This window comes from Massilia sp. R2A-15 (assembly GCF_030704305.1).
Lineage (GTDB): Bacteria > Pseudomonadota > Gammaproteobacteria > Burkholderiales > Burkholderiaceae_D > JAFCUW01.
The window spans coordinates 3,112,677-3,127,898 of record NZ_CP131935.1 but is presented as its reverse complement, the minus strand read 5'-3'; the positions used below and the strand labels follow the sequence as shown (position 1 = coordinate 3,127,898).

Genomic DNA, 15,222 nt, shown 5'->3' with positions numbered 1-15,222 from the left:
CACTAAAGCGTTGAGTAATTCTCCCATCAAATCGCGATGAGTTTTTCCCAAAAGGAACATTCTTTGCGCTGGCGCGGGTTCGGGCTTGCTGCGGGACAAAGGAATTTGTGGTCGAAAGGCGGCCTCGCCACGGTCGATCCGTTAAAATGTCGGCATTCCTTCAAAGTTACCCAATCATGACCCAAGACGAACTCAAACAAGCGGTGGCCGCGGCCGCCATCCAATATGTGGTGGACGGCGAAATCATCGGCGTGGGCACCGGCTCGACCGCCAATTTCTTCATCGACGAGCTGGCGAAGATCAAGCACCGCATCAAGGGCACCGTCGCCTCGTCCGAAGCGACCGCGGCGCGCCTGCGCGGCCACGGCATCGAGGTGTTCGACCTGAACGACGTGCCGTCGATCGCCGTCTACATCGACGGCGCCGACGAAATCACCAATACCGGCGCGATGATCAAGGGCGGCGGCGCGGCGCTCACGCGCGAGAAGATCGTCGCCTCGGTGTCGGGAAAATTCGTCTGCATCGCCGACGGCTCCAAGCTGGTCGACGTCATGGGCAAGTTCCCGCTGCCGGTCGAAGTGCTGCCGATGGCGCGCGCCGCCGTCATGCGCAAGCTGGCGTCGCTGGGCGGCCAACCGAAGCTGCGCGTAAAGGCCGGCACCGACGAAGCCTTCATTACCGACAACGGCGGCCAGATCATCGACGTCGCCGGCCTGTCGATCACCGACCCGGTCGCGCTGGAGCAGGAGATCAACCAGGTGCCGGGCGTGATCGCCGTGGGCCTGTTTGCGCTGCGCGGCGCCGACGTCTGCCTGCTCGGCACCGGCGAAGGCGTCAAGACCCTCACTTTCTAATCCAGGGAATAGCATGAAGCGATTGCTGCTGCTGGCGACGTGCGCGTGTGCGCTGTCGGCTTGTTCGATGTTCAACACGAAGATGGAACCAGTGGCGGCCGCTCCGGTCAAGCCGGTCGACACGCGCCTGCGCGACGCCAGCGGGGCGTTGATCGAGCGGATCGCGTTCCGCCCGGGCGTGTCGTCGGTGACGGTGGAGCGCCTGGGCAAGCTGCAGGCATGCCAGAGCAACGAGGGCGCCGGACTGGTGACCGAGCCGGGGCCGGTCGAGGTCTACAGGATGGTGTGCGACGGCGGCAGAATCTTCATGGCGCGCTGCGAACTGCGGCAATGCAAGGCGATGTGACGATTCCGGTCACGGATTCGCGCCGCGACGGCATCTTGATGCCGTCGCTGGCGCTGTTTGGCAGCCAGGTCTCGGTCAATCTTGGCGCCGCGGTGGCCAAGAATCTGTTCCCGGTCATCGGGGTGGAAGGCATCACTGCGTTCAGGGTGGGCTTTTCGGCGCTGATCCTGCTGGCGATATTCCGCCCCTGGCGTTCGCCGCTGACGCGCCGCGACGTGTTCAACCTGGTCATCTACGGCGCCGTCATGGGCCTGATGAACCTCTTGATTTACCGCGCGTTCCAGCGCATCCCGATCGGCATTGCGGTCGCCATCGAAGTGACCGGGCCGCTGCTGGTGGCCTTGCTGTCGTCGCGGCGGCCGCGCGATATTGCGTCGTGCGCGCTCGCGGTCTTCGGACTCTACCTGCTGCTTCCCCTTAATTCAGTCGCCGGCCGCCTCGATCCGGTGGGCGTTGCCTATGCCTTCGGCGCCGCCGCATGCTGGGCGCTGTACATCGTGTTCGGCAAGCGCGCGTCGAGCATCGCGGGTGGGCAGGGCGTCGCGCTGGGGATGCTGGTGGCGGCGCTGTTCATCGTGCCGCTCGGCGTGGCGTACACAGACGCGTCGACGATCACGGCGCGGGTAGCGGGCATGGGTCTGGTGATCGCGGTGTTGTCGAGCGCGGTGCCGTACTGCCTCGAGATGCTCGCGCTGCGCGGTCTGCCGCAGGGGCTTTATGGGATGTTCAGCAGCGCCGCGCCGGCCGTTACTGCGCTCGCCGGGCTGGTCGTGCTGGGGGAGCGGTTGAACGGGACGCAGTGGATGGCAATTGCCTGCATCGTGCTGGCGTCGGCGGCGTGTGCGATGTCCGCGCGGGCAAATACCTAGCCGACGGCAAAATTTCTGGCTACTCCGGGTCTGCCGCGCTCTGCGGCAGGCAGACCCACCGTTCGTAAATGATGATGCCTTCATACATCAGCCCGGGCTGGAAGCATACCTCCCCACGCGTGATGATCTTGTGGGGTACCGCCGCAGTGTAGTATTTGCCATCCTCGGAACGTTCGCCGTAGCTGGTGCGATACTGGGCCGAGTCGCTGGCCATGCCGGGCCGGAAGCGCACCAGTGGATACGCCTTGTCGGGCAATGACAGATCGAGGCGCAGCGCGATCGCGTAGCCATCCTCCTGCTCGACCAGGCTACCGCGTGGACGCGGCAATGCGGCGACCTGGCGCGCAAACTTCGGCTCGAGCTGCTTCAGGTGGCGCGCGTAATCGTCCAGCACCAGGTCGAGGTCGTAACCGGACAGCTGGAAAGCGGTCTGCCACAGGGCGTAGCCATGCAGATCGCGCGGGAAGTCCGCGTGGGCCAAAGTCTTGAGCAGCGTTTTCGGCGCCGCCGGGCCGTAGCGGGCCACGAAGCGCTCGACCAGAATCGCCCCCAGCGGGTACTTTAGATTTTGATCGACGGCGCTGGCGAAGGCCTCATGATCGGTCAGCTGCCGCGGCGTGACCAGCCGGCGTGCCGAGGCGATTGCCGCCGCCAGTTCGTGATGTTCGTTCACCCGGCCCGGGCTCGTGATTTTGCCCTCGACCCATTCAGCCAGGCCTTCATTGAACACCGTCATGCCGTCGAGCTGGGGCGCATGCTCGCCGCCCGCCAGTCGCGCGGCAAACACGTGCGCCGTTTCGTGCGCCAGCGTGGAGGACGCACCGGTGACGCGCACGTCCATGCGAATGCGGTCAAGGTAGGCCGTACCCGCGTGATTAGGCGTGGTGCCGGACAGGTCGACGTCGATCGGCGCTCCCCCGTCAATTTTTAACAACGAAGCCACCTCGGTAAAGGTCTGGTCCGCGCCGGCGATCAGCGGACTCACACGCGCGCTGCTCAAAGCCGGGTAGCTGAAGGAATAGTGGGATGTTGTTGCGTGGCCTGTCGCGATCGGCATGAACTCGACGGCATCGGCGCGCTCGCTGCGCGTTCCGCCGCCTTCACCCTCGTCGCGTTTGATCAGCATCACCATCCCTGCGACAGCGGCGATCACCATGCTCGCGACCACAGGCACGACGAACAGGCGTCGCGGCTTTTGCAGGCGTCGTGCTTGCGCCAGTACGCGCCCCGCGGAGCTGAAGATCAGGAACGCCGCTACCCCGAACAGCAGGGTCGCGCCCAGCTGGGTCCAGATCGTTGGGAAGGGCAGCTGCCAGGCCATGCCGGTGAAACGCAAGGTCAGCAGCTCGGCGGGGTTGAGGGCCGCCGCCCACGCTGGCGCCGGGTCTTCCAGCAGCTTGATCCCGATCGCGCACAACGCAAGCACGAGCCAGCAAAGGGTGCGCAGGAAGCCCAGCAGCATGCCGGCTGTCAGGCTGACCGCGGTGACCAGAACGCTCAGGCCGAAAAACGTCAGCAGCAAGGACGGATGCAGCGCGTAGTCGAGCGACCCGCGCGTCGCCAGGTGCAGCGCGACGTTCAACAGCAGCAGTCCCAAAGGTGGAATGATCAGCACCAGCATTGCCGCCTTGATCTTCGCCATGAAGATCGCGCCGCGCGTCAGCGGCAGGCCATCGAGGAAATTCAATGTCCCGTCGTCGATTTCGCGGACCAGCAGGTTGCTGCCCAACGCAAATCCAAGCACGATCTGGAGGGCCGCCAACTCGCTCGACAAGGACGCGAAGCGCACAGGGAAGGAGTGCGCTTCCAATGGCGTGAGAAATGCGTCGATCGTGTCGAGAAGCACCAGCGCCAGGACGACAAACAGGAAGGGGCGAAGGCTGCGCATCTCCTTGGCAAACAATGCGCCGTTCATTTCACCTCCCAGCGCTGCGCCGCCAGCCTGACGCTGCAGCCTAGCAGCGGCTCGCGGCGCTCGATGGCAGTAAATAGGCGCGTGCCGCGCGTGAATGAGGACGGCAGCACGCCCGCGCGCGTCGTGTCGACCCGCTGCAGCACCTCGGCCGGTATTTCCGCGGTCCACGGACGAAGCGTGACGTAGCGAACCGAGAATGGCATGGCTTCGTCATCGGCTTTTCCAACCTGGTAGTGGACCTCGTACGTGCGGCCTTGCATCGGCCGCGCCGTGAAGCGCACCTCTGGAATGGCGATCTGGCCGAGGGGGCCCGCCAGGCGCGTCTGCTCGGTGATGAACAGACGTCCAAACTGCTGCGCGAGCACGGCCTGGTCGGGCGCGCCGGCCTTGGCCAGCAGTTGTGCAAAGCTCGGTTCGAACAGCGAGGCCCGCACGTCATCCGGCGGTCGCACCGCCAGCACCGCGCGGCTCAACGCCTGGAAGCGCTGCTCCCCCATCTGCTGCGCCAACGACGACACCATGCGCCAGGCCAGCGCATCGCCCAGGCAGGCGCCCAGCTCCTCGCGCACGGTCAGCCATTGCAGCACCGCGCTGCCGGCGTCGCGTTGGCGCGCCTGCAGCAGCCGCGCCGCGAATGCCGCGCGCAGCGACAGCTTCTCCTGCTGCTGCGGCAGGTCGCGGGCTACCAGCCACTGCGCGATGCCTTCCACCAGCCAGCGCCTGTCCTCCATCGCCGCGCGGCCCCGCGAATGCCAATCCATCGACGCCGCCATCGCATAGGCGCGAAAGGCTTCGCGGTCGAACTGGCTGTTGGTGAAGGCGGCGCGCACCACCACGCCATCCGCATTGGGCAGTGCGGCGCGCTGGAATGCGTCGCCATCGAGCGCATCGTCGGGCAGCGCCGCCAGCGGGGGAGCCTGCGGCAGCGCCAGGAACGACTGCAGGCGCCCCAGGTCGGAAGCCAGCAGATTGGCCAGCGTGCGCGATTCCGAGCGATCGTTCGTGATTCCGACCGCAACGGCGGGGCCGGCTTCGCTGCGCACCGCTTGCTGAAGCTGGAAGGCTGGCTTCGACTTGCGCGATTCGATCACCGTAAATGCCATGATCAGTGCCAGGATGCCGATCGTGACGCCGGATTTTTCGCGCGACGTCATGCGCCGCGACAGGGCGACGACCAGGGAGCCCTCGGCGGACAGCGCGAGCGCGAACGTGGCCGCGACGAGCGCGACGGCAATGCCGCAGGTTATCAGCACGGCCCTGCGAGGTAGCTGCAGCCGTTCGTAGACCATCGACTCCTGAACCAGGTGGAACGGCGGCCACTGTGCCATCGCCATTTGGCCGGCGGTGTCGGCCATGATGATGGAGACGATCAGCACACCCCAGATGACGAAACGGTAGCGGCCCGTCAGCCCGATCGCAAAGGCCAGTGCATAGCTGAGGAAGATGAAACTGGCGCTACGGATCGCCACCAGTGCGATGTAGTGAGGTGTCAGCAAAACCTGTCCGCGGGCGGCGAGCAGGATGACGCCGAAGCAGGCCGCCATCGCCAGCGACAGCAGCGCCGCCCCGAACAGCCATTTCAGCGCAAGCACCTGGGCCCGATGGACAGGCAGGGTTTCCAGGAACAGCTGCGTGCGACCCATGTATTCGCGCACCACGAGGCGGTTCGCCAGAATCAGCGCCGTCAGCGGCGCGAACAGCACCACCACTTTTTGGTAGGCCGCCATCGGGCTGCCCATCTGCCCCGCGCCCAGCAGCGTGACGGCCTGGCCGATCGCGAGCACGATCAACATCGCCAGCAGCACGCGGCGATGTTCCCGCCACTCCTTTCGCAGCAGGGCGCGCATCAGGCGAGGACGCTGTCGGTGCGGGCAAATGCGAGGAAGATGTCTTCCAGCGACAGCGTCTCGACGGCGACGCCGTCCGGCCAGCCGGCGCTGTCCCACAAGGCGGGATCGGCACGCCAGACATCGCCGCGCAGTCGCGTGAAGCCTTCGCCCGGCGCCAGCGAATCGTCGGCCACAATCCGGCGCACGCTCGCGCGCAGGCTGCCGACCTCGCCTTCGAAGCAGCAGCGGCCGCCCTGCACGATGCCGACGCGCTGCGCCAGCTGCTCCACCTCGCCGACCAGGTGGGAGGAGAACATCACCGTTGTGCCCTGTTCGCGCTGCAAGGCTTGCAGCCGGTCGTTGAACTCGCGCCGCGCCACCGGATCGAGTCCGGCGGTCGGCTCGTCGAGCAGCAGCAATTCCGGACGCGGGGCCAGCGCCAGCGCCAGGCCGAGCTTGGTGCGCGTGCCGCCGGACATTTCCGAGGCACGGCGGTCGCGCGGCACGTCGAGCAGGCGCAGCAGGCGCACGAATTCCGGCGCATCCCATTTCGGATAGAAGCTGCCGACAAAGGCGCCCAGCTGGTCGGACGTCATCCACGGATAGAAATTCGGCTCCTGGCAGACGTAGCCGATGCGCTGCTTGAGGGAAGAGGGCATCCGTTTCACGCTCTGCCCCAGCACGGCGATGTCGCCGCCATGAGGCCGCAGCAGGCCCATCAGAAGTTTGAGCGTCGTGGTCTTGCCGGCGCCGTTGCGGCCGAGGAAGCCGAACATTTCGCCTTGCCGTACAGTGAGGGACAGGTCGTCCAGGGCTAATACTTTGCCGTACCGGTGGGTGATGTTTTCCAGCTCGACTGCATTCATGGTCTGATTGCCCGTTTTGGTTTTGGGCAATTATACTGCGGTCGGTTGCATCTTTTGCAAGAATATTGCAAACGACAACGTTGCTGAATTCAGGGGGAAGTTTGAGGGAATTCTGTGGCGCTTCATGTCGGCGCGGGGGAGATCAGTGCCTGGTCGGCACGCTCAGCATGGGTTCCTGCCTGCGCAGGAACGACGACTGAAAAATTTAGCGATAACTCTAAAACCGTCGTTCCTGCGAAGGCAGGAACCCATGCTGAAACTGGTTAGTCTGGGACTTAATCCGCTGGCGGCACGTAGCCGACAGCCGCATCGGCGCCTTCGCCGAAGAAGTGCTTCTCCATCTGCGCCGCCAGGTATTTGCGGGCGCGCAGGTCGGCCAGGTTCAGGCGGTTTTCGTTCACCAGCATGGTCTGGTGCTTGAGCCACGCGGCCCACGCCTCTTTCGACACCTGCTCGTAGATCTTCTTGCCCAGTTCACCCGGGTACGGCGGGAAGTCGAGCCCTTCGGCGTCTTTATTCAGTTTGATGCAATGGACGGTGCGGGCCATGTGTGCTCCTAATGCGGTATGGTGAAAGCGGAGATTATAAAGATTTAATCAGGACCTGTGATTTGCGCTGCCAGTTGTACATCTGCTGGCGGTCCTTCGGCAGCGCGTCGACCGTGGCCGGCACGAAGCCGCGCTTCTGGAACCAGTGCGAGGTGCGCGTGGTCAGCACGAACAGCTTGTTGAAGCCGGCGGCGCGCGCGCGGTTCTCCATGTGGCGCAGGATGCGTTCGCCGTCGCCCTGGGTCTGCACTTCGGGATTGACGGTCAGGCAGGCCATCTCCGCCATCTTCGCGGCAGGGAACGGGTACAGCGCGGCGCAGCCGAAGATGACGCCATCGTGCTCGATCACCGAGAAGTTGTCGATCTCGCGTTCGATCAGCTCGCGGCCGCGCTTGACCAGCGTGCCGTCGGCTTCGAGCGGCTCGATCAGCTTGATGATGCCGCCGACATCGTCGATGTTCGCCTTGCGCAGGCTCTCGAGGTTCTCGTGGCTGATCATGGTGCCCACGCCGTCGTGGGTGAACAGCTCGAGCAGGGCCGAACCGTCCATCGCGAACGACACGATGTGGGCGCGCTCCACCCCGTTGTTGCAGGCCTTGATCGCGTGCTGCATGTAGTACGCCGCGTCCGAAGGCAGGAAGCCGGCCTGCAGCACCGCTTCGGCCTGGTGCGACGACAGTTCGCGGATTTCGACGCCGCCTTCGTCGAGCATCATCGGCGTTTCGCTGATGAAGATCAGCTTGTCGGCATGCAGCGCGATCGCGGCCGACACGGCCACGTCTTCCATTGTCAGGTTGAACACTTCGCCGGTCGGCGAGAAGCCGAGCGGGGAGAGCAGCACGATGCTGTCGGTGGCCAGGATCGGATGGATCGTCTCGGCGGCGACCTTGCGGGTGACGCCGGTCAGCTCGAGATCGACGCCGTCGATCACGCCAAGCGGGCGCGCGGTGACGAAATTGCCGGAGATAATACGGATCGCGGCATTCGACATCGGCGTGTTCGGCAAGCCCTGGCTGAATGCGGCCTCGATGTCGAGGCGCAGTTCGCCGGCCGCTTCCTTCGCGCATTCGAGCGCGGCGGTGTCGGTGATGCGGATGCCGTTGTGGAAGCGGCCTTCGACGTTACGCAGCGCGAGCTGCTCGGCCACCTGCGGACGCGAGCCGTGCACGATGACGACGCGGATGCCGAGCGCCACCAGCAGCGACAGGTCCTGGGCCAGCACGGTGAGGGCGCCGGCGGTGACGAGTTCACCCGGGAATGCGACGACGAAGGTCTTGCCACGGAAAGCGTGGATATACGGCGCGACGGAGCGCAGCCACTGGACGAATTGGTTAGAAGTTTCCATTTGCCGCATTATAATTCGCTGCGCGACTTGCGCGCTAAATACGTGTAAAAACAATGTCAGAACAGAGTAACAAGCCTGCAGATGCCGCTTCGGCCGCCAATAACCATCGTGCGCAGCGGTCAAAGGCGGGGTCAGGTCCGGCGGACCTGACCCCATCGAAGCAGGCGCCGTCCCGTCAGGGTCAGCAACGGCAGCAGGCAAAGCCGGGGTCTGGTCCTGCGGACCTGACCCCATCTTCGCGTCAGGGTGGACGCCAGCAGCAGGGCAAAATGGGGTCAGGTCCGCGGGACCAGACCCCGACCCAGCGGACGCCGCGTGAGCCGCGGCCGCCGCGCCAGCCGGCCGTGCGTACGCCGCTGCCGCCGATCACCTTCCCGGAAGACCTGCCGGTTTCCGGGCGCCGCGCCGAAATCGCCAAAGCGATCGCTGAAAACCAGGTCGTCATCGTCTCCGGCGAAACCGGTTCGGGCAAGACCACCCAGCTGCCCAAGATCTGCCTGGAGCTGGGCCGCGGCGAAAAGGGCCTGATCGGCCACACCCAGCCGCGCCGCATCGCCGCGTCCTCGACCGCCAAGCGGATCGGCGTGGAACTCGGCTCGCCGCAGGGCGTCCACGTCGGCTACAAGGTGCGCTTCAACGACACCTTGCAGCCAGGCGCCTGGATCAAGCTGATGACCGACGGTATCCTGCTGGCCGAAACCCAGACCGATCCGCTGCTCAAGGCCTACGACACCATCATCATCGACGAGGCGCACGAACGCAGCCTGAACATCGACTTCCTGCTCGGCTACCTGAAGCAGCTGCTGCCGCGCCGCCCGGACCTGAAGGTCATCATCACCTCGGCGACCATCGACGCCGAGCGCTTCGCGCGCCATTTCGGCACGCCCGACAAGCCGGCGCCGGTGATCGAAGTGTCGGGCCGCCTGTACCAGGTCGAGGTGCGCTACCGCCCCGTCGAACGCGAGCAGATCCTGACCGGCGCCCCGGATACCGGCAAGCCGCTGCCGAAGGCGCAGGCCGCGCGCGAGAAGCGCGACCTGATGGACGCGGTGGTCGATGCGGTCGATGAACTGTGCCGGCTGGGTTCCGGCGACGTGCTGGTGTTCCTGCCGGGCGAGCGCGAGATTCGCGACTGCGCCGAGGCGCTGCGCAAGCACCACCCGCCGCATGTCGAAATCCTGCCGCTGTTCGCCCGCCTGTCGGTCGAGGAGCAGGAGCGCGTCTTCAAGATCGGCAACGCGCGCCGCATCGTCCTGGCGACCAACGTGGCCGAGACTTCGCTGACCGTGCCGGGCATCCGCTACGTGGTCGACGCGGGCCTGGCGCGCGTGAAGCGCTACAGCTTCCGCAACAAGGTCGAGCAGCTGCAGGTCGAGCCGATCGCGCAGTCGGCGGCGAACCAGCGCGCCGGCCGTTGCGGCCGCGTCGCCGACGGCGTCTGCATCCGCCTGTACGAAGAACAGGACTTCCTGCAGCGGCCGAAGTTCACCGAGCCGGAAATCCTGCGCTCGTCGCTGGCGGCGGTCATCCTGCGCATGAAGTCCCTGCACCTGACCGACGTCGAGACCTTCCCCTTCATCGAGCCGCCGCAAGGCCGCGCGATTGCCGACGGCTACCAGCTGCTGCAGGAAGTGGGCGCGGTCGACGAGTTCAACCAACTGACCCCGCTCGGCAACAAGCTGGCTCGCCTGCCGCTCGACCCGCGCGTGGGCCGCATGATCCTGGCCGCGCTGGAAAACGCCTGCCTGACCGAGATGCTGATCGTCGCGTCGGCGCTGTCGGTGCAGGACCCGCGCGACCGGCCGATGGAGCATCAGCAGGCCGCCGACGAAGCGCACAAGAAGTTCGCCGACGAGAAGTCGGAGTTCCTGACCTACCTGAAGATCTGGCGCTGGTTCGAGCAGGCGATCGAGCACAAGAAAACCAATCGCCAGCTGATGGAAACCTGCCGTTCCAGCTTCCTGTCGCAAGTGCGCCTGCGCGAGTGGCGCGACGTGCATTCGCAGCTGCTCACCATCGTCAAGGAGCAGGGCTGGCGCCTGAACGAGCTGCCGGCCACTTACGAAAACCTGCACACCGCGCTGCTCACGGGCCTCTTGGGGAACATCGGCTTCAAGAGCGAGGATGAGCCGGGCACCGGCTACCTGGGCGCGCGCGGCATCAAGTTCCACATCTGGCCAGGTTCCTCGCTGATCAAGAAACCGGGCAAGTGGGTGATGGCGGCCGAACTGGTCGAAACCACGCGCCTGTACGCGCGCACGATCGCCAACATCCAGCCGGAGTGGGTCGAGCGCGTCGGCGCGCACTTGCTGAAAAAATCGTGGGGCGAGCCGCGCTGGGAAAAGCGCGCCGCGCAGGTGACCGCATCCGAACGCGCGACCTTGTACGGGCTGGTGGTGTACAGCCAGCGCCGGATCAACTACGGCCAGTTCAATCCGCAGGAAGCGCGTTCGATCTTCATCCAGGACGCGCTGGTCGGCGGCGACTACGACACGCGCGCGCCGTTCTTCGCCCACAACCACAAGCTGGTCAAGGAGATCGAGAACCTCGAGCACAAGTCGCGCCGGCTCGACGTGCTGGTGGACGATCACCTGATCGCCGCCTTCTACGACAAGCTGATCCCGGCCGACGTGGTCAACGGCGCCGGCTTCGAGAAGTGGCACAAGGATGCCACGCGAGATAATCCGAAGCTGCTGTTCCTGAACCGCGAAGAGCTGATGCGGCACGAGGCGGCCGGCGTCACCACGGAACTGTTCCCGAAGACGCTGACCGTCACCGGCATCGAGATGGCGCTGACCTACCACTTCGAGCCTGGCAGCGTGCGCGACGGCGTGACGATGTCGGTGCCGCTGTTTGCGCTGAACCAGCTGCCGCGCGAGCGCGTCGAGTGGCTGGTGCCGGGCATGCTGAAGGAGAAGGTGCACCTGCTGCTCAAGTCCCTGCCGCAGAAGCTGCGCCGCCATTGCGTGCCGCTGCCCGATTACGCGGCGCGTTTTTGCGAACGGATTCAGGACGCCGGCAAGTTCGGCCGCGGTGATCTGATCGACGCGATCATCGCCGACATCCGCGCCCAGACCAGCATCGCGGTGATGACCACCGACTTCAAGGTCGAAACGCTGCCGGCGCACCACTTCATGAACTTCAAGGTGATCGACGAGCACGGGCGCCAGCTCGACATGGGGCGCAACCTGGCCACCCTGCAGGCCGAATTCGGCGGGCAGGCGCGCCAGAGCTTCCAGAAGCTGGCCGAAGCGACCGCGGTGGCGGCGCCGGCGGCTCCCGTTAAAGGCAAGGCGGCGGCGCCGGCCGCGGAGGCGCCGAAGGCGACGGGCGCCCACACCAACATCACCTCGTGGACCTTCGGCGAGCTACCGGAGTTGCTCGAGATCGTGCAGGGCAAGCTGACCCTGATCGGCTTCCCGGCGCTGGTGGACAAGGGCACGCACTGCGACCTCGAAGTGTTCGACGATCCGACGGTGGCCGCGCGCACGCACAGGATCGGCCTGCGCCGCCTGTTTGCGCTGCAGTTCAAGGAGCAGCTCAAGTTCATCGAAAAGAACATCCCGGGCATGCAGCAAATGGGGATGCAGTTCATGGCGATGGGATCGCAGGAAGAGCTGCGCGACCAGATCATCGCGAAGGCGATTGACATCGCCTGCCTGCAGGATCCCCTGCCGACCGACGCGGCCTCGTTCAACAAGCGCAGGGACGAGGGCAAGTCGCGGCTTGGCTTGCTGGTCAACGAGATTGCGCGGCTGGTGTCGTTGGTGCTGACCGAGTTCCACGGGCTGCCCAAGAAGCTGCAGGGCGTGCAGGCGCAGGCGGCGGCCGACATGCAGGAGCAGTTACGCGGCCTGGTGCACAAGCGCTTCGTCACCGACACCGAGTACGCGCAGCTGTCGCACTTCCCGCGCTACCTGAAGGCGATCAATGTGCGGATCGAGAAGCTGCGCGGCGATCCGGCGCGCGATGCGAAGCTGATGGCGGAATGGAACGGGGCGGCGAGCCAGTTCCTGCGGATTTCGAAGACGCAGGCGGGCAAAAATACCGACCCGCGCATGACCGATTTCCGCTGGATGCTGGAAGAGTTGCGGGTGTCGCTGTTTGCGCAGGAGCTGCGTACGCCGATGCCGGTGTCGGCCAAGCGGCTGCAGAAGGTGTGGGAGTCGATGCAGCGCTAGAAGTTGGGGTCAGGTCCGCCGGACCTGACCCGGGGTTGCCGCGGCAGATGGATTTGACGGTAAAGTGATTCCACCGCTAGTGTCAAATTCGGGGTCAGGTCCAGCGGACCTGACCCCCGGTCTGCATCTTCTAGTGATCGCTGCGCGTTTCCCCCATCGCCGGCCCCGAGCTGGCGCCGGCCCCGCGCACCGCGCCTCCCACCATGCCGTCCACCGGCACGCCGGTGCCGTGACCCGGAAGATCGGCGCCATAGAAACTGTGCACCTGCTTCACCCACTCCACGTCGGTCATGTCGGGCCACGAATGCGAATTGAATCCCGGCGCCGACTTCAGTTTGTCCTTGTCCACGTCGAGCACGAAGCATTTGTCCACGGTATCCAGGCGCAGCGCTTGCCACGGCACGGCGAACAGTTTCTCGCCCAGCCCGAAAAAGCCGCCGAACGCCAGCACCGCATACGCCACTTGTCCGGTGCGCATGTCGAGCATGATTTCCTTGATGTCGCCGAGGCTCAGCCCCTCGGTGTTGATCACGCTCTCGCCGATCAGGGTGTCGGAACCCATCAGTGCCGGTCCCGGCCCCTTTCCGCTGGCGTGCTTGTATATCCCCAATCTGTCACGGTCTAGAAAGCCCATGATTAGTCCCTCCTGGTGAATCCCCAGCCTAGGGACGCCAAAGCGGCACGTCTTTGATGTAGCTCAATCGTGCTGCCGCCAAATCAATCCGTTGTGTTCATGCCCTTATGCGCGCCAGCGCACAGAGCCGGGATTGCACACTGGATACTCTGGTAAAAAAACACGGAGGCACCCTAAATGATGTTTGTGAACGCACGCTGCAACAACGCCGGCCCGCTGGGCAAACCAATCCGCACCCGCTCGTTCCGGGCGTTCCTGCTGGCGCGCATTCACGTTCCCCTCACCAGGCTCCGATGGTAAAAACAGCTAACCCATGGCTGCGCAGCGTGCTGCGCGCCACTAAGAAGCAGCAGCGTTCGGTTGTCCGCGCCATCGGCAGCCTGCTCGCGCCGCCCAAGCCCAAACGCCAGGCCAAGGTTCGTCCGGCCGGCGTAGCCGCCACCGTCACTCCGCTCAAGGCGCGCGCCAAACGCAGCACCCCGGCCGCCGCCAAGCCGGCGTCGCCGGCTCCCGCCATCGGCAAGTGGCTCGCTTCCTATCTGCCGGGAATATCCGAGCGCGGCACCCTGCGCCGCATGAGCTACTGGCTGTACCTGCCCGACAAGCCGCCCGCCGACACCGGCCTGCCGTTGATCGTCATGCTGCACGGCTGCGACCAGACCGCGACGCTGTTTGCCGAGGGCACGCGCATGAACCAGCTGGCCGAGGCCGCCGGCTACGCGGTGCTGTATCCGCAGCAGGCCGTCAGCACCCATCCCCATCGCTGCTGGAAATGGTACGACCGCGCGACCCAGCAGGGCGGCGGCGACGTGCCGATGATCGTCGGCATCGTCAACAAGGTGATGGCCAGTTACCCGATCGACCGGTCGCGCATTTATATCTGCGGCATTTCGGCCGGCGCGGGCATGGCCAACATCGTCGCGCTGAACCATCCCGAGTTGTTCGCCGCCCTCGGCCTGCATTCGGGGCCGAGTTTCGGCGCCGGCCACAGCACCATCGGGGCGCTGGCGGTGATGCAGCACGGCGGCGGCGCGCGCGTGGACGGGGCGATCGAGGAAGTGCTGGACAAGCGCGACGCGTTTTCGCCCTTGCCGACGATCCTGATCCAGGGCGAGGACGACCACGTGGTGCGGCCGATCAATCAGGTTCAGCTGGCGCGCCAGGCGATGCTGGTCAACCGCCTGCCGGCCGACAGTCCCGAACAGGTAAAGGTGAAGCTCGGTACCCGGCGCGGCCACGGCTACCACTTGCGCGACGTGTACCGCGGCCGCAAGGTGATGCTGCGGGTGGCGCGCATCGCCGAACTGAAGCATGCATGGAGCGGCGGCGACGAGCGGCTGTCGTATAACTCCGGGCGCGGGCCGGATGCGAGCCGGATGATGCTCGATTTCTTTTCAAGGCACCGGCGGGCGGTTTGACTCGCGCGTGAGCAGCGCCTGGGCGAACGCTTCGACATCGTCCAGCCCGCGCTTGACGATGGTCACCAGCGCCGGCAGCGGCGCGGCCTGGTAGTCCCACTCGGCGCGGCAGAATTCGCCGACGCGCACCAGGTCGTGGGCCAGTGTGTCGCCGATCCAGCCGTGCTCGCGCAGCAGCGTGAACACGTGGCCTTCGTCTTCAGGTTCGCCCAATCCGTAGCTGCCGATCACGTAGTCGCCCATTTCCACCGCCGCTTCCCACGCGCGCAGCACGTTGAGCGTGGCCGCGTCGCGCCGGGTGATGTCGTCGAGGAAGGTGGTGGGATCTTTTTCGTATTCCTCGCGCGCCCGCCGCAGGCAATGCTCGATCATCGCCGTCTTGCTCGCAAGTACCTGGTCGCTCATGATTGCCTCCAC

Annotated in this window: 13 protein-coding genes; 6 read left to right on the top strand and 7 right to left on the bottom strand. The window is 65.5% G+C overall.

Annotation, left to right across the window (positions count from 1 at the left end):
- The first annotated feature begins 176 nt into the window (after window positions 1-176).
- From rpiA to Q4S45_RS14320, 3 genes are read left to right on the top strand one after another with little or no spacing between them, the layout of a single operon-like run.
- The gene (gene rpiA / locus Q4S45_RS14330) at window positions 177-854 is read left to right on the top strand and encodes a ribose-5-phosphate isomerase RpiA (RefSeq protein ID WP_305505287.1); all 678 of its coding nucleotides are present in this window, start codon (window positions 177-179) and stop codon (window positions 852-854) included.
- Window positions 855-867: 13 nt separating this feature from the next.
- The gene (locus Q4S45_RS14325; RefSeq protein WP_305505285.1) at window positions 868-1,200 is read left to right on the top strand and encodes a hypothetical protein; all 333 of its coding nucleotides are present in this window, start codon (window positions 868-870) and stop codon (window positions 1,198-1,200) included.
- Window positions 1,185-2,069 carry a DMT family transporter gene (locus Q4S45_RS14320; RefSeq protein ID WP_305505283.1) on the top strand — a complete coding sequence of 295 codons (885 nt, stop codon included), beginning with the start codon at window positions 1,185-1,187 and terminating at the stop codon, window positions 2,067-2,069. The genes Q4S45_RS14325 and Q4S45_RS14320 overlap by 16 nt, the downstream gene beginning before the upstream one ends.
- A gap of 19 nt (window positions 2,070-2,088) precedes the next feature.
- Here the strand turns inward: Q4S45_RS14320 and Q4S45_RS14315 are convergent, their stop codons facing one another.
- The 5 genes from Q4S45_RS14315 to argA form a co-directional block, all read right to left on the bottom strand.
- Window positions 2,089-3,984: an ABC transporter permease gene (locus Q4S45_RS14315; protein WP_305505281.1), complete on the bottom strand. Its 1,896-nt coding sequence runs from the start codon at window positions 3,982-3,984 to the stop codon at window positions 2,089-2,091.
- Window positions 3,981-5,831: an ABC transporter permease gene (locus Q4S45_RS14310; RefSeq protein WP_305505279.1), complete on the bottom strand. Its 1,851-nt coding sequence runs from the start codon at window positions 5,829-5,831 to the stop codon at window positions 3,981-3,983. The genes Q4S45_RS14315 and Q4S45_RS14310 overlap by 4 nt, the downstream gene beginning before the upstream one ends.
- On the bottom strand, window positions 5,831-6,679 hold the full coding sequence (locus Q4S45_RS14305) for an ABC transporter ATP-binding protein (RefSeq protein WP_305505277.1): 849 nt from the start codon (window positions 6,677-6,679) through the stop codon (window positions 5,831-5,833). Before Q4S45_RS14305 ends, Q4S45_RS14310 begins: the two co-directional genes overlap by 1 nt.
- A gap of 275 nt (window positions 6,680-6,954) precedes the next feature.
- The gene (locus Q4S45_RS14300; protein WP_305505275.1) at window positions 6,955-7,227 is read right to left on the bottom strand and encodes an oxidative damage protection protein; all 273 of its coding nucleotides are present in this window, start codon (window positions 7,225-7,227) and stop codon (window positions 6,955-6,957) included.
- 34 nt (window positions 7,228-7,261) lie between these two features.
- Window positions 7,262-8,572 (bottom strand): amino-acid N-acetyltransferase, encoded by a 1,311-nt coding sequence (gene argA, locus Q4S45_RS14295; protein ID WP_305505273.1) that lies wholly within the window; start codon window positions 8,570-8,572, stop codon window positions 7,262-7,264.
- Window positions 8,573-8,625: 53 nt separating this feature from the next.
- Here argA and hrpA point away from each other — a divergent pair, with 53 nt between their 5' ends.
- Window positions 8,626-12,753: an ATP-dependent RNA helicase HrpA gene (hrpA, locus tag Q4S45_RS14290; protein WP_374046038.1), complete on the top strand. Its 4,128-nt coding sequence runs from the start codon at window positions 8,626-8,628 to the stop codon at window positions 12,751-12,753.
- 130 nt (window positions 12,754-12,883) lie between these two features.
- Here hrpA and Q4S45_RS14285 read toward each other — a convergent pair whose 3' ends face one another.
- The gene (locus tag Q4S45_RS14285; protein WP_305505269.1) at window positions 12,884-13,315 is read right to left on the bottom strand and encodes a PRC-barrel domain-containing protein; all 432 of its coding nucleotides are present in this window, start codon (window positions 13,313-13,315) and stop codon (window positions 12,884-12,886) included.
- 249 nt (window positions 13,316-13,564) lie between these two features.
- Here Q4S45_RS14285 and Q4S45_RS14280 point away from each other — a divergent pair, with 249 nt between their 5' ends.
- Together Q4S45_RS14280 and Q4S45_RS14275 are read left to right on the top strand one after the other, a co-directional pair.
- Window positions 13,565-13,687 (top strand): hypothetical protein, encoded by a 123-nt coding sequence (locus tag Q4S45_RS14280; protein ID WP_305505267.1) that lies wholly within the window; start codon window positions 13,565-13,567, stop codon window positions 13,685-13,687.
- A complete protein-coding gene (locus Q4S45_RS14275; RefSeq protein ID WP_305505265.1) occupies window positions 13,681-14,805 on the top strand; it encodes a PHB depolymerase family esterase in 1,125 nt (374 codons plus the stop codon). Before Q4S45_RS14280 ends, Q4S45_RS14275 begins: the two co-directional genes overlap by 7 nt.
- On the opposite strand, the gene Q4S45_RS14270 is transcribed toward Q4S45_RS14275, so the two are convergent.
- A complete protein-coding gene (locus tag Q4S45_RS14270; RefSeq protein WP_305505263.1) occupies window positions 14,782-15,210 on the bottom strand; it encodes a DUF86 domain-containing protein in 429 nt (142 codons plus the stop codon). The two genes, Q4S45_RS14275 and Q4S45_RS14270, sit on opposite strands and share 24 nt — an antisense overlap.
- Window positions 15,211-15,222 lie beyond the last annotated feature (12 nt).